At 45.9% G+C, this 18,831-nt stretch carries 15 protein-coding genes; 3 read left to right on the top strand and 12 right to left on the bottom strand.

Annotation, left to right across the window (positions count from 1 at the left end; all coding sequences use genetic code 11):
• Nucleotides 1-15: 15 nt before the first annotated feature.
• A complete protein-coding gene (metK, locus tag DVG78_RS19055; protein WP_114069304.1) occupies nt 16-1,305 on the bottom strand; it encodes a methionine adenosyltransferase in 1,290 nt (429 codons plus the stop codon).
• A gap of 210 nt (nt 1,306-1,515) precedes the next feature.
• Between metK and dusB the strand changes: the two genes are divergently transcribed.
• Nucleotides 1,516-2,505 (top strand): tRNA dihydrouridine synthase DusB, encoded by a 990-nt coding sequence (gene dusB / locus DVG78_RS19060; RefSeq protein WP_114462713.1) that lies wholly within the window; start codon nt 1,516-1,518, stop codon nt 2,503-2,505.
• Nucleotides 2,506-2,591: 86 nt separating this feature from the next.
• Nucleotides 2,592-3,077 (top strand): carboxypeptidase regulatory-like domain-containing protein, encoded by a 486-nt coding sequence (locus DVG78_RS19065; protein ID WP_147277120.1) that lies wholly within the window; start codon nt 2,592-2,594, stop codon nt 3,075-3,077.
• 1 nt (nt 3,078) lies between these two features.
• On the opposite strand, the gene DVG78_RS19070 is transcribed toward DVG78_RS19065, so the two are convergent.
• The gene (locus DVG78_RS19070; RefSeq protein ID WP_199563275.1) at nt 3,079-4,182 is read right to left on the bottom strand and encodes a DUF2891 domain-containing protein; all 1,104 of its coding nucleotides are present in this window, start codon (nt 4,180-4,182) and stop codon (nt 3,079-3,081) included.
• Between the two features lie 177 nt (nt 4,183-4,359).
• Between DVG78_RS19070 and DVG78_RS19075 the strand changes: the two genes are divergently transcribed.
• The gene (locus DVG78_RS19075; protein WP_114462637.1) at nt 4,360-6,072 is read left to right on the top strand and encodes a hypothetical protein; all 1,713 of its coding nucleotides are present in this window, start codon (nt 4,360-4,362) and stop codon (nt 6,070-6,072) included.
• A 29-nt stretch (nt 6,073-6,101) separates the two neighbouring features.
• Here the strand turns inward: DVG78_RS19075 and DVG78_RS19080 are convergent, their stop codons facing one another.
• The 10 genes from DVG78_RS19080 to DVG78_RS19125 form a co-directional block, all read right to left on the bottom strand.
• Nucleotides 6,102-7,271, bottom strand: a complete 1,170-nt coding sequence (locus DVG78_RS19080) for an AGE family epimerase/isomerase (protein ID WP_114462638.1) — start codon at nt 7,269-7,271, stop codon at nt 6,102-6,104.
• A 72-nt stretch (nt 7,272-7,343) separates the two neighbouring features.
• Complete coding sequence (locus DVG78_RS19085) at nt 7,344-10,421, bottom strand: PVC-type heme-binding CxxCH protein (RefSeq protein WP_114462639.1); 3,078 nt, start codon at nt 10,419-10,421, stop codon at nt 7,344-7,346.
• A gap of 166 nt (nt 10,422-10,587) precedes the next feature.
• The gene (locus DVG78_RS19090; RefSeq protein ID WP_114462640.1) at nt 10,588-11,817 is read right to left on the bottom strand and encodes a nucleotidyltransferase domain-containing protein; all 1,230 of its coding nucleotides are present in this window, start codon (nt 11,815-11,817) and stop codon (nt 10,588-10,590) included.
• Nucleotides 11,818-12,050: 233 nt separating this feature from the next.
• Nucleotides 12,051-12,605, bottom strand: coding sequence for a hypothetical protein (locus DVG78_RS19095; protein WP_147277121.1), 555 nt, complete (start codon nt 12,603-12,605; stop codon nt 12,051-12,053).
• Between the two features lie 65 nt (nt 12,606-12,670).
• Nucleotides 12,671-14,200: a capsule assembly Wzi family protein gene (locus DVG78_RS19100; protein ID WP_114462642.1), complete on the bottom strand. Its 1,530-nt coding sequence runs from the start codon at nt 14,198-14,200 to the stop codon at nt 12,671-12,673.
• 45 nt (nt 14,201-14,245) lie between these two features.
• Entirely contained in the window at nt 14,246-14,635 is a 390-nt protein-coding gene (locus DVG78_RS19105) for a VanZ family protein (RefSeq protein WP_114462643.1), read from the bottom strand.
• A 5-nt stretch (nt 14,636-14,640) separates the two neighbouring features.
• Nucleotides 14,641-15,798 (bottom strand): non-hydrolyzing UDP-N-acetylglucosamine 2-epimerase, encoded by a 1,158-nt coding sequence (wecB, locus tag DVG78_RS19110; protein WP_199563276.1) that lies wholly within the window; start codon nt 15,796-15,798, stop codon nt 14,641-14,643.
• A 9-nt stretch (nt 15,799-15,807) separates the two neighbouring features.
• Complete coding sequence (locus DVG78_RS19115; protein WP_114462644.1) at nt 15,808-16,563, bottom strand: polysaccharide deacetylase family protein; 756 nt, start codon at nt 16,561-16,563, stop codon at nt 15,808-15,810.
• A 31-nt stretch (nt 16,564-16,594) separates the two neighbouring features.
• Nucleotides 16,595-17,689, bottom strand: a complete 1,095-nt coding sequence (locus DVG78_RS19120; RefSeq protein ID WP_114462645.1) for a DUF354 domain-containing protein — start codon at nt 17,687-17,689, stop codon at nt 16,595-16,597.
• Nucleotides 17,686-18,789: a DegT/DnrJ/EryC1/StrS family aminotransferase gene (locus tag DVG78_RS19125; RefSeq protein ID WP_158550053.1), complete on the bottom strand. Its 1,104-nt coding sequence runs from the start codon at nt 18,787-18,789 to the stop codon at nt 17,686-17,688. Before DVG78_RS19125 ends, DVG78_RS19120 begins: the two co-directional genes overlap by 4 nt.
• Nucleotides 18,790-18,831: the final 42 nt, after the last annotated feature.

The raw sequence follows: 18,831 nt of genomic DNA on the forward strand, positions 1-18,831 counted from the left end.
ATAAAATTATATCTACTACAAACCAAACGCCGCTTTTACCGCGTCTACGTAGTCAAGTTTTTCCCAAGTAAACAATTCTACCTCTACTTCGGCACGTTGACCCGCGTTTTCAAACACCTTCGTCACGGTTTTGGGCTCACGGCCCATGTGACCATACGCTGCCGTTTCAGAATAAATAGGATTACGCAATTTGAGGCGTTGCTCAATAGCATAAGGGCGCAAATCAAATACACTTTCTACTAATTTTGCAATCTCACCATCACTCAATTTCTTGCCATTTTCGCCTTTTACCTTGGCGGTTCCGTACGTATTTACGTACAAACCGCAAGGTTTAGCTACACCAATAGCGTAAGAAACCTGCACCAACACTTCGTCGCAAACACCCGCGGCAACCAAATTCTTGGCAATGTGGCGCGTGGCGTAGGCCGCCGAACGGTCTACTTTTGAGGGGTCTTTACCCGAAAACGCTCCCCCACCGTGGGCACCTTTACCACCGTAGGTATCGACGATGATTTTACGACCCGTCAAACCCGTATCGCCGTGCGGACCACCAATCACGAACTTACCCGTGGGGTTGATGTGGTACGTGATTTGGTCGTTAAATAATTTACGCAACGATGGCTTCAACTTCGCTTTCACGCGGGGAATCACGTATGTAATGATGTCTTTACGAATCGTCGCCAACATCGCTTCGTCGGCCCCAAAATCATCGTGCTGCGTAGAAACCACGATGGTATCAATACGAATGGGCTTATTGGTATCAGAATATTCAATCGTCACCTGCGACTTAGCATCGGGACGGAGGTACTTGATGCGTTTGTTTTCGCGTCGTACGGCCGCCAGTTCTTCCAAAATCTTGTGTGACAAATCAAGCGCCAATGGCATATAATTGTCGGTTTCGCGGGTGGCGTAGCCAAACATCATTCCTTGGTCACCAGCTCCCTGCGCGTTGGCTTTGCTTTCAAAATCGTCGGCCGTTTGACGGTCAACGCCCTGATTAATATCCGCTGATTGCTCGTGAATGGCCGAAAGTACCCCGCACGAGTGTGCTTCAAACATGTACTCCGCTTTGGTATATCCAATTTTCGCAATCACATCACGGGCAATCTGCTGCACGTCAAGGTACGTTTTGGTATTTACCTCTCCCGCCAATACTACCTGTCCTGTGGTCACGAGGGTCTCACAGGCTACTTTTGATTTTGGATCAAACGCCATGAAATGGTCGATGAGCGCATCTGAAATTTGGTCAGCTACTTTATCGGGGTGACCTTCCGACACAGATTCTGAAGTGAATAGATAAGACATTGATTGGTTACGATTTACAAAGTATGAGTTTACAAACTGAATTTATGTCTAGCGATGACGGCCTCGAAGCTTTATTTGTCGTTTTTAACGAATAGGCTCAGGTGGATAGACTGCACATCGTTTTGAATTATAAGGCGCAAAAATAGGTTATTTTCAGAGATAAAGAAAAAAACGCGAAATTTGCATTTTAAAGATGCCAAAATTGAGACGATGGTAAAGATAGGAAACATAGAATTAGGCGAGTTCCCGCTGTTATTGGCTCCGATGGAGGATGTCTCTGATCCTCCCTTTCGGGCCGTTTGCAAAGAAGGCGGAGCAGATTTGATGTACACAGAATTTGTGTCATCGGAAGGGTTGATTCGGGATGCGGCAAAAAGTGTACAAAAATTGGACATTTTTGAGTACGAACGCCCCATCGGCATTCAGTTGTTCGGCAGCGACATCGAAACCATGGGCGAGTGCGCCCGCATTGCTACCAAAGTAAACCCCGATTTGATTGACATCAACTACGGTTGTCCCGTCAAACAAGTGGCTTGCCGAGGAGCTGGTGCGGCATTATTGCAGGATATTCCTAAAATGGTCAAAATGACCGAAGCCGTAGTCAAAGCCACGCACCTGCCCGTTACGGTTAAAACGCGTTTGGGCTGGGATGAGTCTACGAAAAATATACAAGAAGTAGCCGAGCGCCTGCAAGACATTGGTATCAAGGCACTTACGGTTCACGGACGGACGCGGGTACAGATGTACAAAGGCGATGCCGATTGGACGCTGATTGGCCAAATCAAAGAAAATTCACGCATAAATATTCCGATTTTCGGAAACGGGGACATCGACAGCCCCGAAAAAGCCCTTGACTACCGCAATCGTTTTGGCGTAGACGGCATCATGATTGGCCGGGCGAGCATTGGGTATCCGTGGATTTTCAACGAAATCAAACATTTCATGCGTACAGGTGAGCACCTGGCGCCCCCAACTACTGCCGAGCGCGTACGAGCCTGTCGCAAACACCTAGATTTTTCTATCCGTTGGAAAGGCGACCGCACGGGAATCGTGGAAATGCGTCGGCACTATGCTTCTTACTTCAAAGGCTTAGACAACTTCAAACCTTTCCGGATGAGATTGGTAGAAACCATGTCTTATCAAGAAATCAACGACATTTTGGAAGAAGTCACGGAGACCTATGTACCAGAATTAGCCTAATTTTTTGCAAAAACAAAAGATTCCATGAATGGTCGCTTAAGCGATTCTTGATTGATAAGCACTTCCATTATTAAAACCCAAATTGTATGCCAAAATCAACGATTTGTCATGTGTTGCAAGTGTTCAGCGTCGCTTTTATTGGCTTACTTTTCACTTCATCGGGTTGCACGGCTCAAACGAAAAAAGGGAGTCAAGGCATCTCAGGAACGGTGCTTTGGCGTTCGGGCAATCTGATGCCTACGCCCGATGTTAAGGTAACTAACCCAAAAGGCTCGCCCATTGCGCGTGAAATCCTGATTTACGAGCTCACTTCCTCCAATCAAACCGAACCAGCGGACGACGCGGGTTTTTACCGAAAAATCAATTCCAAATTCATCCAAAAGATAACTACCAACAAGGCTGGTCGGTTTAAAGTGACCTTGCCTGCTGGCTATTACTCACTTTTCATCAAAGAAGACAAAGGCCTTTATGCCAACCTATTCGACGACGCGATGAACATCAATCCCGTGCAAGTCAGAAAAGGAAAATGGAAAAAAATAGACATCATCATCGACTACGCGGCGGTGTATTGAGTCATTCTTGCCCCAAAGCATACACGGCAAAAGACGCTAACCAATGCTCGCCACCATAGCTGCCATTGGTAATTTGCGGCAACGTAGTGTTAATAAAAGTATGGGCACTTTTGAGCAACAACGCGCGACGCGGGTCAGTTTTGGGCAACGCCCGCGCAATACCCAACATACACCACGCCCGGCTCAAAGAAAGACCATCCAAATGCACAATCTGCATGTCATTTCGGTCGCTCACAATGGGCATTTTCATGACATTTTGAAGCCCTGCGGCGGGCAAAAAGGCGTTGAACCACTTCAAAAATGCCGCTTGGGGCAAAATACGCCGCATCAAATCCGCCACCTCTAAACTCGGCGACAAGAAGTCAGACCCATCTGGTTCTTGAAAAGCGGGAGAATTAGTGTTTTTCAAGTAAAACTCCTTGGCTTTCTGAATGATTTGCGCTTCAAAAACGGTGTTTTTTACGGTTCGGGCATAATCAAGCGCAAACACCAACCCAAACGCCGTGTTGGGATGCACTCCCGTCCGGTTTGGGTAGGTTTGTTTGGGCAAAAAAGCAGTCCAAAGCCCCACCACCTGTTGCGTCAAAGGACGCAGGTGTTGGTGCCATTGCCGCGCTTGCGGGTCATCCCAAGTCGAAAGTTCTTCGTCCAACTTCAACAGCCAAGCCCAGCCGTAGGTGCGCTCAAAGGTTTTGGCTAAGGGATATTTTGTAAAATAATCCGCTTCTGTCTTTAGCTTATCTGGAGCGAAGCTGTCGTTCAAAATATGACGAATTTGCGCTTCTTCGGGCAGGTTTTTAAACGTTTTCAGCAATCGCACCAGCATCCAATGCCCATGCACCGACGAGTGCCAATCCAGACACCCATAAAATGAAGGATGCAATTCTTTGGGACTCAGCCGAGCATCCTTTTCAGCTTCCAGTGTGTGTCCCGTTTTGTTGGGATATTCAGTGTTGATGCAGTGAAGCGGCAATTTTGCCAAAAAGGACGCACCCGCTGGGGTAAGCTCCAACTGCCCGTTTTTTGTTGCTAAGTAAGGGTTTTGCGCGCGGGATTCTGCCATTGTCAATAAAAAGCCAAAGAGTAGAAATGTAGGAAATTTCATTTATAAAAAGGTTTGAGGATGGGTTTGGAACAGGAATTGCTCGAAAATAACAGCTTCATTTATCAAACATAAAGCACTGATAAACAGAGTTTTACTATTTTACCTCTGCGGGTTTATTATTTTTCTGTTCCTTCACGGCTACTAACTTACTAATTTTAGCCGTTTTAAACTTTCTGTATGCAATTTTTCGACCGTCTTTTCCAGCATCGTTCCGTTGTCCGTACGCTGTGTTTGTTGCCGCTAATTTTGTATTTATTATTTTTTCAAGCCATCTCGCTCAATGTAAATTACGTGGCTTATGATGACACGCACGTTTTACAAATCATTGAGCAATGGCAAAAATCAGCCAACTGGCACGAAAAACTGGATTGGCTGACTGTCGGATTTCCTGAGCATCGTATTGTATTTACGCGCTCAGTTGTACTCCTTTCTTATTGGCTCACGGGACACGTCAACCTCAAATCGTTGATGATGATAAGCAACGGTTTATGGATTGGGCAGTTGGGCATTTTGTTCCTTATTTTTCAAAAAATACCTTCGTCGTCCCCTGGCCGTTCCCTTCCTTTTGCGTATTTTATTCCCGTTTGCTGGATTCACTTGTGCGTGCATTCCTTCGAAAATATCTTCTGGGGAACCAGTTCGCTGGGCAATTTCGGTCTGCTGTTTTTTGTGATGATGGCGGGTTATTATTACGCTACGCCTTCCACACTTCCACGACTATTTTTAGCCCTTCTTTTTTCTTTCTTTGCCACTTTTACCTACGGCAACGGCCTTGTCACTTTCCTTATCGGCGGCTTTCTGCTCGTGCTGATGCAGCGAAAAAAAATGGCGGGCATCACGGCAGGAGCGTTTGCCACCACGATGTTGCTTTATAGTCTTACCCGCGCCCACGCTTCCCCAAGTGGCCTCGACCTCACCAATTCAAGCAATTATGGTCACGCGCTTACCTGTTTTTTGGCATTTATTGGTTCATCGGTCAACGTCGATGTATACGCCCCTTCCAACCTTGCGGTATGGGGTTCGGTGGCCTGGGGTGCAGTGCTATTGGGCGGTGTTTTGTGGCTTTTGCTAAAAGCTGTAGACCTAAAAAACTTCGGATTAAAAATTCGTCATTTTGAGGTTACGGTAAAAATGAGCGACGTTCAGTTTTTTGCCTTGTTTTTACTACTTTTTATCTGCCTGACGGCCCTCGGTGTGGTCTATAAACGCGCTGAAGGGGATGGCCTCATTGGGATGTTTAAAGGCCGGTACAGGATGTACCCCACGTGGTTGTTGGTGGTTGGATATTTGCTATTCATTTATTGGCTTCGCGATTCTAAAAAATGGCTTTTGCCCCTAACAATCGGTCTGAGCGTTGTTTTCAACCTGTTGATTTTATACTACGCCGTGGCGCCAGCGGTCAATAATCGTCGGGCAGCGGTGGTTCAGGAATTCAATTCAATGTACAACGACGATTTGTTAGGATTAAAAATGTTTGATTTAACAGGCGAGGATTTTAGGCAAATCCAGCGATTGTATCAACCCAATTTATTTTTCGAAACCACCCCAGAAACGGCCATGCCCAAAGAGCCCTTTCTTCTTGATTCGGTGTATTTTAAGGGGGATGTCCTGACGGTTGATTACCAAAAAGATTTCATTCGCCCCACACGCGACTTTGACGATGGGGCGTACATCATGCTCCAGTCCTCGAAGCACACCTACATGGCCGCGGGTACCCAACGTCCTTTGCCTCTGAAAACCTTTATCCGTCGTGGTTGGTATTGGGACAAAGGCTTTACGGCCTCTCTGCACCGCGCATCGGTGGCCCCAGATACCTACGAAATACTCGTTCTGCTCCGCAATAACGGCCAGAATAAATTATACGATACAAGAAGAAAAATCACATTTTGAGAATCCACTATTATTGATAAAATTTCGGCTTACTTGTCTATCAAAACATCCAGTAAATCAGCACTTTCTAGAAGGTTTTTAATGGAATAATAGGCGTTTTTTTCGGAAGTAGCTTTGAGCGTAAACAGGGGTTCTCCGTGGCGACTCAACACCCCTACCCATTCCCCTTCTTTGGAATTATCGCGAAAATGTTGCCACAGATAATCATTCACCCGCTGCCAATGCTTGAGCAGGGTTCGGTCTTGCAACACCTGATAGGCCCGCAATAGAGCCGTTCCAGCTTCGAGCTGCACCCACGCATATTTATAGTAGGCCTCTGGCTCGGATGCTGGCAGGCTTTTTACATCCAGCCAATGAAAATAGCCCCCGTAAGCATCGTCCCAAGTGGTATCGGCCAGATACAAAATGTGCTGCGCCAATTGCTGACGGATGCGGCGTTTGTTGAGCACTTTGGTTAATTCATAAAAAGCGTTGAATGCCTCAAAAACACGCCCAGGGTGGATTCTTCGGCCCAATAAACAATCGGAATAGCCTCCTTCGGGGAACACATTTTCGAGCACAATGTTGGCACGAGGCTCCCAAAAGTGCTTGGTCAATTCGTGCAGCAACGCTTCTCCTTTTTCACGAAATGTTTTTTCGCCTAAGAGCTTTTGAGAGGCCATCAGGGCCTTCGCCAAAGCGCTTAATTCTCCGATATTTTTTAACTGACGCCCCGAAAAAATAGCCTCAGTTCGTTTTTGCAATCCTTTTTCACGGCGACGAACGGCTTTTGTCAACGTCTTTTTAGCCGATTCGGCATAGGCTTCTTCACCCGTCAGTTCATGCGCCAAGCTCCACGCCGCCACCGCAGCCGCCTCGGCCTCTACATCCGATGCATCCAGCACTCCACGTCCTGTACAGTCCACAATTTCCCACCAATTATCTTTGGTATCGGCTCCAAAATGAAGTAAAAAATCAGCTCCCTGAAGAGCGTATTGGAGAAAATTAGCGTGCTGGGTAAGCTGGTATAATTTCCCAAAAGCCCAGGCCTGTTGACCGTGCCACTTAATCCATTTATCGAACGTAATCGCCTCTCCTTTTCCCGAAATCACGCAGATATAGCCCCCATGAATCGTGTCCAAACTGAATTCCGTCCAAAACGGAACAAGTCGTTGAAGGAGGTCTTGGCGGTATTGCTGTGCGTAAACAGAAAGATTCATAGGCGCAAAAATAGAAAAAGCGCAGAAGAAATGTCTACGCTTTTTAGGGATGTCGCTTTGGTGTTAGGGTAACTATTTCGTTTTGAGCAAAAACCCTAACAACGCATAAAAATCTTTTTCGGGAATAACGCTCCTGAATTGGTCGGGCATGAGGGTATATTTGGAGGCCTTGTATTCCTTCATGTCGTTTTTTGCCACCGAAAACTCCTGCCCCAATGGGTTGGCAAAGACCATCATTTGCCCTTCGGTACGGCGGTAAAGGCCCGTCATGGATTGACCGTTGTTTAGGGTAATATTATAACTCCGAAACGCCTCCGAAATATTCCGATTAGGGTCCAGTATCTTTTCAGCAAGTGCTTTTTGCCCCCAGTTCCCGATGCCATCCAACTGCGGCCCAATCAAACCGCCCACGCCTTTGATTTGATGGCAGGTACTGCAATTTTGGGTAAATACCGCCCGCCCCGCTTCGGGAGAGGCTTTGGCCGATTCAAAGCCTAGCAATCGACTTTGAATCAACTTTTGTCGTTCTTCAAATTCATTGAGCCCACCCGCTGTTAGTTGGTTCAATTGTTGCTGCTGCGCGGGGGTTGCCTTGGCCGCCAAACGCTCTTTGACGGCTACCTCGGCCAGTATATCAGCATTGACATTTTCTTCTTTCAAGGCTTTAATTAATTGATAGATTCCCGCCTCCGAATTTGCCAACGCCGTCGCAATGCCCACCTGTAAACTGCGCGCACTGCCAACAAACCCCTTTTCCAACAACGCAAGAACTTCGGGAGAGGCCGCACGAGCCAAGGCCGACACCCATCTCTCTCGCAATGCAATCGGCTCCGAGCGGTCCAGAAAAACCTCACCGAGCAAGGTTAAATTCTCCTGCGGCGACAGACTCATCAGCGCATTGGCGACGGCTACGCGCACTTTGGTATCAACACTTTTTGTAGCCACTATTTTTTGGAGAAAAGGTAGCGACGACGCCATTTTATATTCACCCGCAATCTCTGCGGCCTGCACGCGGCGCGTGGTGAGTGCTGCCGTCTCTTTTTCCAAAATTGGCAGTTCCAAATAGTGTCTTGCCATCTTTGCTCCCCATTCCTGAAGGGGTGTCGTCACCTTCAAACCACTCTGCGCAATGCCCCTACGCAACGAATTATACAACATAAATTGTCCGTCCAAATCAGTCATAAAATGTTTTTGAACCCGCAATATCATTTCGTTCAATTGCGCCGCTGATCCATAGCGGCCCAGGTATTCAAGGTTTTTATCCAACTCCTCAGCAGTCAAGTCGTGCGTCATGAGGTAGTCCCACACAAACGTCGCTACGTCGGCGGAAGGAATGTCACGCGCGGCCTTAACGAGCAAACTCCGTTGGTCGTCGTTCCACTTTGTTGAAGCCACCTCCCGAATCACTCCCTTGGCCGCCAAATTCGTCCGAATGGCCAACAATGTCGTGTATTGCAAATGTGAATCTTCTTCATTGGTTTGTTGGTACAAATCCACCAATGGCTTGATGTTCATAACTTTCGGAAACCAGGTCAGTATTTCGGCCGCAATGCGCTTAATAAATGGGTCTTTGTTGGACAAGGCCCCAATCACCACCGTGCGGTGAGCATCAGAGAGCGTTGCCGCTTCTGAAAACAGCCGAAACGCATGTATCTGTACTGTGGGGTCAGGGTGGTTCAGGGCTTTAGTGAGGAGTGATTCAGGCACATCTCCCAATCGCTCCAACACCCAAAGCCCATGCACAAACGCCCGGTTATCAATACCCGACGAAGCCATCATTTGGCTCACGGGCGCAACAGCTTTTTCTTTCCAAACATCCACCAAGCGGTCTGCTATTTTTAATCGTACGTTCAGTTGCGGGTGTTGCAATCCCGCAATAAGCTCCTCCATCGTCGCTTTTGACCAATCTTTGACAGGCATATCGCGGTGAGGTTGATTGCCTTTGTACGTAATTTTCCAAATCCGCCCACTGGTTCGGTCCCGCTTGGGGTGATTGAGCGCTACTTCGTAGTGACCAATGATGCGATTATAAAAATCTGCGATGTAGAGCGCTCCATCGGGACCCACTTTGACATCCACAGGCCGAAACCACGGGTCGTCGCTCACCAAAAAATCAGCTTCTTTTTTGGATACGGGCGTTGAACCTTTGAACGTGACCGTGTTGCGATTTATTTTGCAGGTAACCACATCGCCGTTGTAGAAACTGTTGCGATACTCGGCGGGAAACTGTTCGCCGACATAATACACTAAACCCGAAAGTGCCGTTGACCCCAGTTCATAACTCATCATTTCGGGACCAAATCCAATGCCCGTTGGCTTCTTACCAAAATGCGGATAATCTGCGCCTTTGATGAGTTGATAAATGGGCTTGGAATGACAGTCTACGGAATACAAAAAACCTCTTTCGTCAAAGGCGTAACCGAAAGGATTGACGCGCCCGAAAGTGGTCTGCTCCACTCGGCTCCCATCTGTGCGAAAACGAAAGGTATTCCCAGAAGTCATCGTGACGGAGTCGCCATCAGTGCCCGCAATTTTGGACGTATTGGTAAACCCGTGGCAAGAATGCATCCATCCGTCGAAGCCCCGCATAAAATTGCTCACCATGCCGTGCGTGTCTTTGTAGCCAAACTCGCCGTACAGCACCTTGCGTTTATCGGCTTTGCCGTCGTTGTCGGTGTCCGTAAAATGATATACGTTGGGAATACTGTATGCAATGGCTCCGTCGGCCACGGGCATGATGCCGATTGGGATATTTAATCCATCCTGAAAATCGGTAAATTTATCAGCTTTACCATCGCCGTTGGTATCTTCCAGAATGGTAATTTTATCGTTTCCCTTTTCTGGTGCCGCTGCCATCGGATACTCCGATGAATGTGTAACCCACAATCGGCCCTGGTCATCAAACTCCATGTTGATGGGCTTTGTAATCTGAGGCTCCGATGCAAAAAGGGTAATTTCAAACCCAGGTGGCAACCTAAATCCGCGCCTTTCTTGCTCGGGCGTCCGAAATTCGGTGGTCCGAACATGGTCCGCAAACACCTCTTTTTGCGTTGTTTTTTTTGGAGGAACATTACAACTTTGGGCGTACAATAACAACAGCCCCGTACCGAGCGTCATGGACTTAAGACGAAGCGTAAAGAAATCTTTCATCTTTATTTTGGGAAGAACAGCATTGGGTTTAGGTGCAGAAACTGCTGACAGTAAAATGGGCAATCAGGCTCTTTTTACCCGAAATAATTCATATTTTTCACCTTATAATTAAAATTTAGGCATAAAAAAAGGGCAAAATGCCCTTGACCTCCGCTTCTCTCATCAGCTACAGATCAGATTTCCTGAATTTTTGGAAGAAATGATATCCCCAAAGAAAAGGAGCCGCCACGTAATTCAACAAAAACACCCTGTCAGGAAAAGCAAACACCGACCAATAGGCAGGATTTATGAAGTATGCTTTTGCTTCATGAACCACATTTTTAAAATCTCCGTAATAGTAAGAAGAAGTATAATGCAGCAAAAAACGGGATACTTTTCCTCTCAAGGTTTTTAACGAAAACGGTTCCTGTTCATCAAGCGACAGCAAAGCATTCATGTGCACCAACGCAATTTTGGACAAATGCGATACAGAATCTTTGCTGGCTATTTCATCAATAATGGATGCGGGCAGGATGATCTTATACAGCGCCGAAGCAAGTTGCAGGGCCTGTAAAACATAGTTTCCGATTCCCCTTTGCTTCGCCAAATCATAGGCTTCGGTGATAAATTTTGCCTCTTCTTTTTGTAAAATAACCGCAATATCATTGAGCCAAAACAGCCGTTTCCACTGGTGTTGTCCCCCGTGAACGCACAAATACAGGAAATTGTCGTGCTTGGAAAGCAGTTGAATGTCGATACCAGAGATTTTCTCTACCCACGCGTTTTTCCATAACTCTGCATTCGGAAACGTGAGGATGCTTTGGGAAGCCAATAGCCTCCAGTGCAATTCTACGATGATGTTTTTGGTTTCGTGGTACAGGCAGTAATGATGAAAATTGGCCAGATATACCTCTTTTTGTTTGGGTGTAGTGTAAATTTTCTCCATCATCCGGTAGCCTTCATCGTACAAAATCGAATAGGCTTTTTCGATTTGTGCAGGCTCAAGCAGCAAGTCAATGTCGTGACATACCCGCTGCATAAAATCCCGATGATAGACGTACGAAAGCATCGGGCCTTTCAGGGGAATGGAAGCGATTTTGTTTTTTTGGAATAGTTTACTGATGTGCAACAGCTCGGCCGTGAAGGTGAGCATTCGCAGCTTATTTTGATTATAAATTGTTTTCAGTCGATCTTTTACCTCAACGGGTAGCCATTCATTCTCGTCAACAACAGGGTATAAACCTCCAATCATACGATGGCTTTTTACCAACTGTAAAAAAAGGGGCCAATTAATCGTGTTGAGCTCTTCGGCCTCTACTGGTTCATTCTTCCGGCACTTAATCAGTAACTTTAGTTCAGCACTTAAGTTGACAATACTTGCCTGTAATGGAGAAAAAGGAAGAGCTGATGACGTCATTGACAAATGTGAAAAAAAAGCGAACGAGAGTATACTGTATCCTAAAAAGACACAAAATCAAAAAATATACCAACACGACACATAAAACCACAACTTTTATTGGGCAAAAGTAAAATAAATCTGGATGAATGGACATAATTACGTCCAAAAATACCCCGAAGAAAACCTAAACTGAATACATAAGAAGTCAAAAAACGATGGACGCAGAAGATTGTTGAGGGAGAAAAACTGTTTTAAAATCGCGCGTAAAAGCCCACATTCCCAGTGGGCGTAATCCCAAATTTAGTTTTTTGCAAAAGAGTCGTTTTTCTTGCACCGAGGCTCGAATTATAGGCTTTAACCGCGTTGGATTGAAGTTCATGCGAAAACTCAATGATACAAATCCCCCCCACAAATGCCCCAACCCCAGCCACCAGTAACGGCAAACTCCTAATAGTATAGTTGTGAACTGTGCCCTCAACCACCGCTGAAGCGGGCGTTCCTTTGATGGCCACGTAGCATAATCCAATGCCGCCAATCGACACCAAAGGCCCCAAAGGCCGGATGTAACTTCCCAATCGGTAGTTTTTTTTGGCTTTCGGATTGTCTTTTAATAATTCTTCAAAGTTTTTTTTCTTGACTCTGACTCCTTTTTGGAGCACTTCGCTCATCAGCACTCTTCTTTTATAGACGAGAGAGTCTTGGTTTTCAGCGTTTTGCGCCTGGCTCATCAAAGAAGTGCCAGTACTTACCAGTAGAATAAAAGTCCAGAGTCGGCAAGCAGCGTTGGTATATTTTATGGTTTGCATATTCATTTTTAGAAGAATGAAAGTTAAGAATAGTTTTTGGTGGAAGTTCGTCCTGCCATGCAGATTTAAAACTCCCTTCTTACCACCAGACTAGCGCCGATGTTATTTTCGAGAAGCCCAGCATTGTCGTACGCAACGATGGCATTGATGATGAATTTTTTCACCGAAAACGAAACTTGCTGCTGTACCGACACTTGATTCAACTCAATGGGAGCCAACAACACCCGTGAATACAAATAGTATTTACCAAAATTTTGGGAATACGATACGCGGGTCAGGAGATTTACCCGACTTATTCGGCTATGAATCCCCAGCATCCACGCTTTGACCCGGTTATTGATAATCATATCGGGCATGACGGGAGATTTGGGCTGAAAATCGCCGATTAAATCTTTGAGCGCTACACCCGTAGATGCGCTGAGTGGCATGATAAAAGGAGTACCGATGGTTTGTCTGCGATATACCCAGCCCTCTTCGTAGGTCCCGTTGTTGAAATAATCGTCGGCGCCCCTCAATTCAGGAATAAACGCGGTTTGATTTCCAGATTGAAGATTCCCTCCCTGATTGGAAGTATTCAAATATTCTAACACAATTTTTTTTACGCCCTGATTGGCTTCCTTCAACTCAATCGACGCTCCTAACAGCCCGTCAGCAATGCTGCTTAACACAAAGAGTGAGCCGTCTTCATAAATGGATTGACGATAAAAAAACCACTTGGTTGCTTCATTTTCATATTCCAACCCAATATCGACCGTTCCCAAGTGATTGCCCAATCGGTTGCCTCCTTCGCCAGAAACCCGCCCGCTTTTTTTGTAGTAGCCCAGTGCCTGAAGGCTGATGCCGGTGGCCACGTGAATAAAAGCTTCCAAATCACTGCCATAATTAGTGATAAGTGAGTTGGTGCCGCTCTGGATAAACGGTACCGTTGGCCGGCCGCCCCACTGCACCTGATGGTTGATTCCTGCATAAAACTTCATTTTCCAGGCGGGTTTTCCGAGTCGAAAATAGGCACTTTTTTGGTGAAGAAAATATTTCTTGGTAGAATCTCCCGACCCAAACCAGCCCTGCGCAAAATTGGCTTTGAACGAAATTAATCCATTTTTAAGTAAAGGCACATAGTTAAACAACCCAATTTGGACTTTCGGAATCGGGAGGGCGTTGCCAGACCATGAATATGAACCCATGCTAAGGGTGCTATCGACGAGTCCAACAATCTCTTTCCGACGTCCAGCATAGAATTCAAAAGCTCCGTAGCGGGCTTTGCCATAAAATTCAGAAAAGAAAAAGCGGCTGTTTTCACCAACATTTGCCACGGCTCTTGCGCCATAGCCAAACTGGAGTTTACGCTTGGCTTTTGCATTCGTCAGGCTGTCGTAGTCTTTTTTCAACTCGCCTCGAAGCGAGAACGCAGGGCTGCCCAAAGGTACCTCCCCAAACTGGTTTGAGCGTACCCAAAAAGGGTTGGATTCGGCCGTAGAAGCAAAAGCCCCCGCTTCAACGGCGTACTTCGCTCCTTTGAGAGGGTTCTGGGCAAAAGATGTATAACCACAACACCAACAGGCGATTAGGAAAAGTGACGTTTTATTTTTCATCATAACTTCGGAGAGGTTTAAGCTTCAAGATAAAACCAGATTTTTGGTTTATTTTTTATAAATAGGTTGAATAATTTGCCAAAGAGCAGCCCCGATAAATACCCCGAGCAGGTTAGCGGCCAAATCAATGACATTGTAGGTTCGGTAAGTTAAAAAATACTGGATAACTTCGGTTGTTATCCCTAAAAGTACCCCGCAGGCAAGCCATAAAAGCTCTTTTAGGCGATTTGTTTCGGCATAAAATACCCGAATCGGCATCCAAGGCAGGAGCAAAAACGAATGAAGCAGGTAGTCTAACCGCAACTCTGGCAAAACGTACGTGTTGTTGATAGACGCCGAATCTTTGCCGTTGATGGGCAAAACCGCAAGCGCAAACAAAAGAACTACGTAGCAAAACGTAAGGGTATCGGCTTGCTTGGGTGATTTTACGAAAAGCATATTATTTAGGTTGTCGCTCCTGCCCCAGTGAGGAGTAGATTCAGTATTTTTTCGGCCGCCTTCCCATCGCCATAAATGGTTTGGTAGCTGCTTTCGGGATTACTCATAAAATAGCGGTATGCATCTAAAATGCGGGTTTCGTCGGCATCGCAAAGTACAGCAGCACCGCTTTCCACAATTTCAACCCATTCTGTTTCAGCGCGTAGAATGAGGCAGGGCGTTTTCAAAAAATAAGCTTCTTTTTGTACCCCACCCGAGTCGGTCAATACCAGTTTTGCGTATTTTTCCAATTGAATCATCTCCAAATACGAGACTGGTGGGAGCAACAGAATGGCAGGATTGCTGTTAATTTCACGACGCAACTCAGGCTCTAACAGAATCTCCATCTGTTTGGCAGTACGCGGATGAAGCGGTAAAACGAGAATTTCACTCCTCGAATTTGCAATTTCTAACAACGCCCGAAAAATAGCGTTCAGACGCACAGCATCGTCGGTATTGGTGTTTCGATGCAGCGTAACGAGCAAAAATTGCTTTTTCTCCAACCCCTCCTTTTCGAGAATATCCGTGTTTTTATCCGCTACTTTACTAAAGAAAAGGGTATTGTCGTACATCACGTCGCCCACGTTAAACACGCCCGGTCGGTCGATGGTGTAGGGTGGCCGATTATCGACCCGAAAGCCTTCGTTTTTGAGATTATCCAAACCCGTTTGGGTCGGAGGAAACAAATAAGTAGATACGTGGTCGCTCAAAATCCGGTTTATTTCTTCGGGCATTTTTTTATTAAATGACCGCAATCCCGCTTCAATATGCACTACAGGCACGTGGATTTTGGAAGCAGCCACGGCGGCGGCCAAGGTGGAATTGGTATCGCCGTAAATAATCATAAAGTCGGGTTGTTCGTTCTCCAAAATGGTTTCAATCCCTGTAATCATCCGGGCGGTTTGTTCACCATGTTTGCCCGAACCAGCCCCTAGGTTATAATCTGGCAGGGGAATTTGCAATTCTTCAAAGAAAATCGCCGACATCCGTTCGTCATAATGCTGCCCTGTATGCACCACCACTTCTTTGATACTGGATGCATACTGGTTTTTAATCGCTCTGCTGATGGCGGCCGATTTAATGATCTGGGGGCGCGCCCCGATAATGGTCAGGAGTTTCAGCATGTAGCTCACTCAGGTATTTTTGACGAAAAAATATTTTTTTATGACGTTTTTGGCGTTCTGAAGCACCAATTCCTTCACCCACGGCACACTATGGTCATCCCAGCGTTGGGGGTGAAAAGTAAACATAATTTGGGCGGGCAACTGGCCTGCATCAGCCGCCGCGATGATGTCGCATGTTGTTTTAAAAGGATGATTTTTGCTACCCACTTTATCCCTTACGCTGACTTTATCGCCGTCCCATCGGCGGCCCGTGTCGGTCAGATAAAGTACTTTGCTGAAATCAACGTCAAAATACGGCTCGCCAATAATGCCAAAATCACGATAAGAGTGAAATTCCCACAGGTCGCGGGAATCAAATTTTGAAAGCGGACTTCCGTGCATACAAATCGTGGAAACGGGCACCAATTTTCGCAGCCTCTCCAGATTTTGCTCAAAATCGGCCAAGCCTTTTTGAATATCGCCCCGGCAGGTAGTCAGGCACTCATAATGGTAGCCTACTTCATGGCCCAAAGCGGCTATCCGTTGAATGATTTTGTCGTCCCAGCTTACTTCCACCGCCCTAAAATAATAGGAGCCTGAGAGACCGTATTCGTTCTGAATTTCGGCAAAGGCTAGAGAATTTCGGGGCAACAAATCAACGTCGTGGCGCAGCACGATGGCACGCTCTTGTGGTGAGATAAGAAAATCTTCGAATGTTTGAAAATGGTAATTTGAAGCAATCAGGCTTTCCAACAATTTTCGGTAAAGGCGTAGGGTAAAATCCATTTTTCGGACCTAAAAATATTGAGCGTAAAACTTATTGAGCAACGCTTATCCGAAGGTCAGGATTTTCTTTTGCCATCCGAACACTTTCAGGATAATGAGCCACCAATCGCACCAGAAAATCGGTGAGGTCTATCTTCTCCGTGAGCATTTTCTGCCTGCGCAGCGCCCAATCTTCCTTCAGATTTTTTTGGTGAACCAGTCGGTCAATCAAGGCTATCATCTCCTCAAATTGATTGGGCAGAAATGAATAACACAAGGCGTACATTTCTTCAATTTCGTTCGGGATGGATAGCCTTCCCGCAAAAGAGTTCAATTTGATGGCGGGCGTTCCCAAGAGTGCTGCCTCCGAAATCATGGTTTGACTATCCCCCACAAACAGCGTCGCAAAATACATGAGAGAGTGGATTTTTTCGGGTGCCACGGGCAATTGATACTCCTTTATTTCAGGTTCAATATCGCGCTCGGTTGTAATAAAAATCTTTCCAAAAGGCTTGAGTAGTTCAATAATACGAAGTTTTTGACCAATATCCAACCCCCTGACGCCCGCATCATGGTGCGCCTTAAATACGTTGAAACGCATGATAAAAAAAGTCTCGCCTGGCTCAATGCCCAACTCCTTAAGCACACTGACCTGCGGTTCAAAACGATTGGGATGCAGGTAAGCAAGTTCATGAAAACTCGGGTGGCATATCCGGTTGGGGCCTCGGTCTTCAAACGACAACGCACTTGGATTGAGAATTGTCGATGCAAAAGATATGGCTTTGGCAAATGTTGGTGTTACGGTCAGGTCGTCATCGTCCAGCGCAATCACTTTCATCCGCGTTATTTTTGTAAGAATGGGTAGCACCATCGAAATTCCTATGCCATAGTCGACACGATACCTCCAAACAATCCCCAGTACTTTTAGCAAATGAAAGAATTCATAGATGTATTTCAGCGCGAGCGAATCTTTTTTCTGTCCAACTTTTATATATTCTATATTATACGCTTCCAAAAGGCGCATGATAACTTTCACTTCTTTGGCCGTCACAATCACTCGATACCCTCGTGCTTTCATCTCCTGTATAAAATACTTAAAGAGATGCACGTGGGCGGGATGGTTTATATCAACAAGAATGGTTTTCATTGAGGGTTTAATTTTCGAAATTCTAATAAACAATGGGTAATTTGGTCTAATTCACGCTTACTTAGGCCATAATTGCACGGAATCGTCAAAACCTGATTGACTTGTTTTTCAAATACTGGACAACTCCCAGGCGCATAACCATAAGCCATCGCCCAAGCCAACGCGTGTTGAAAATGTTTGCCACTCATAATGCCCCTCTCCTTCAGATAACGACTTAGACGGTTTCGTTCTTCTTCGATTAGTACAAAGGCAAAGTAATTAACTTTATTTTGGTATGGCGTCAAAAATTCATATTTCCCCCTGAGCATTTGAGCTAAATAGTTGCCGTTTTCATTCTGAACAACGGCATTTTTTTGGGCTTCCTCCAATTTGGTCGGCAAACTCAACTCAATGCTTTTAAAGATATTGAACTCTTGATTTCCACGACTAATTATCGTCTTATTTCGATTATTGAGGTAGCGTTCACTCAATATTTTATTCATCATCCACTGCGGCAGCGGCGCATACATCACTGCTTTAGCGTACGATTTAACAATTTGTTTTAGTTCTTGCCACAAAGTGGGTCTGGGCAATGTCGAAAGTCGTTCCCTTATCCGTTCGTTCAGGGCTGGGTTGTTAACGACCAGCATTCCGCCGCCTCCAAGCGACGGAAATTTACCGTTTCCGAATGAAAAAACAGCGGCGTCAAAAAAAGTACCCACGAAACGGTGTTTGTACTGACTAAAAAGGGCGTGGGCACAATCTTCAATGACAGGCAGATGAGGGGCAATGGCTTTGATTTCAGCGATGTCGGCGAGAAAGCCAAACGTATGGGTAACAATCAGCGCGTCAATTTCAGCAACTTTGGACTTCAACGCCTCGATATTCAGCGAAAGGTTTTGATTAATATCAATAAAAAAAGGGGTAAACCCTGCCGCCGCAATCGCTCCCAAAACCGAAGAGCAGGTGTACGGCTGCACTCCGATACGGGCGTTTTTTTTTAGGCCAAAACCCTCTAATGCATATTTTATACCACTTGCCGCGCTCTCCGTCAGGTGTATTTTCGCTTCTGGGAACAACGCTTGGAAGACAGGTACGCTCACTTTTTCGTCTCTGAACACGTTTTTTACACCTAAAAAAACGTCTTTCAAAGAATACGCATA

The organism is Runella aurantiaca (genome assembly GCF_003339505.1).
Lineage (GTDB): Bacteria > Bacteroidota > Bacteroidia > Cytophagales > Spirosomataceae > Runella > Runella aurantiaca.

Excerpts from the sequence above, each read along its gene's own strand:
- DVG78_RS19095 (WP_147277121.1), bottom strand. The coding sequence starts at position 12,605 with ATGCAAACCATAAAATATACCAACGCTGCTTGCCGACTCTGGACTTTT.
- DVG78_RS19065 (WP_147277120.1), top strand. The coding sequence starts at position 2,592 with ATGCCAAAATCAACGATTTGTCATGTGTTGCAAGTGTTCAGCGTCGCT.
- DVG78_RS19115 (WP_114462644.1), bottom strand. The coding sequence starts at position 16,563 with ATGGATTTTACCCTACGCCTTTACCGAAAATTGTTGGAAAGCCTGATT.
- DVG78_RS19100 (WP_114462642.1), bottom strand. The coding sequence starts at position 14,200 with ATGATGAAAAATAAAACGTCACTTTTCCTAATCGCCTGTTGGTGTTGT.
- wecB (WP_199563276.1), bottom strand. The coding sequence starts at position 15,798 with ATGCTGAAACTCCTGACCATTATCGGGGCGCGCCCCCAGATCATTAAA.
- dusB (WP_114462713.1), top strand. The coding sequence starts at position 1,516 with ATGGTAAAGATAGGAAACATAGAATTAGGCGAGTTCCCGCTGTTATTG.
- DVG78_RS19080 (WP_114462638.1), bottom strand. The coding sequence starts at position 7,271 with ATGAATCTTTCTGTTTACGCACAGCAATACCGCCAAGACCTCCTTCAA.
- DVG78_RS19075 (WP_114462637.1), top strand. The coding sequence starts at position 4,360 with ATGCAATTTTTCGACCGTCTTTTCCAGCATCGTTCCGTTGTCCGTACG.
- DVG78_RS19085 (WP_114462639.1), bottom strand. The coding sequence starts at position 10,421 with ATGAAAGATTTCTTTACGCTTCGTCTTAAGTCCATGACGCTCGGTACG.
- DVG78_RS19105 (WP_114462643.1), bottom strand. The coding sequence starts at position 14,635 with ATGCTTTTCGTAAAATCACCCAAGCAAGCCGATACCCTTACGTTTTGC.
- DVG78_RS19120 (WP_114462645.1), bottom strand. The coding sequence starts at position 17,689 with ATGAAAACCATTCTTGTTGATATAAACCATCCCGCCCACGTGCATCTC.
- metK (WP_114069304.1), bottom strand. The coding sequence starts at position 1,305 with ATGTCTTATCTATTCACTTCAGAATCTGTGTCGGAAGGTCACCCCGAT.
- DVG78_RS19070 (WP_199563275.1), bottom strand. The coding sequence starts at position 4,182 with ATGAAATTTCCTACATTTCTACTCTTTGGCTTTTTATTGACAATGGCA.
- DVG78_RS19090 (WP_114462640.1), bottom strand. The coding sequence starts at position 11,817 with ATGACGTCATCAGCTCTTCCTTTTTCTCCATTACAGGCAAGTATTGTC.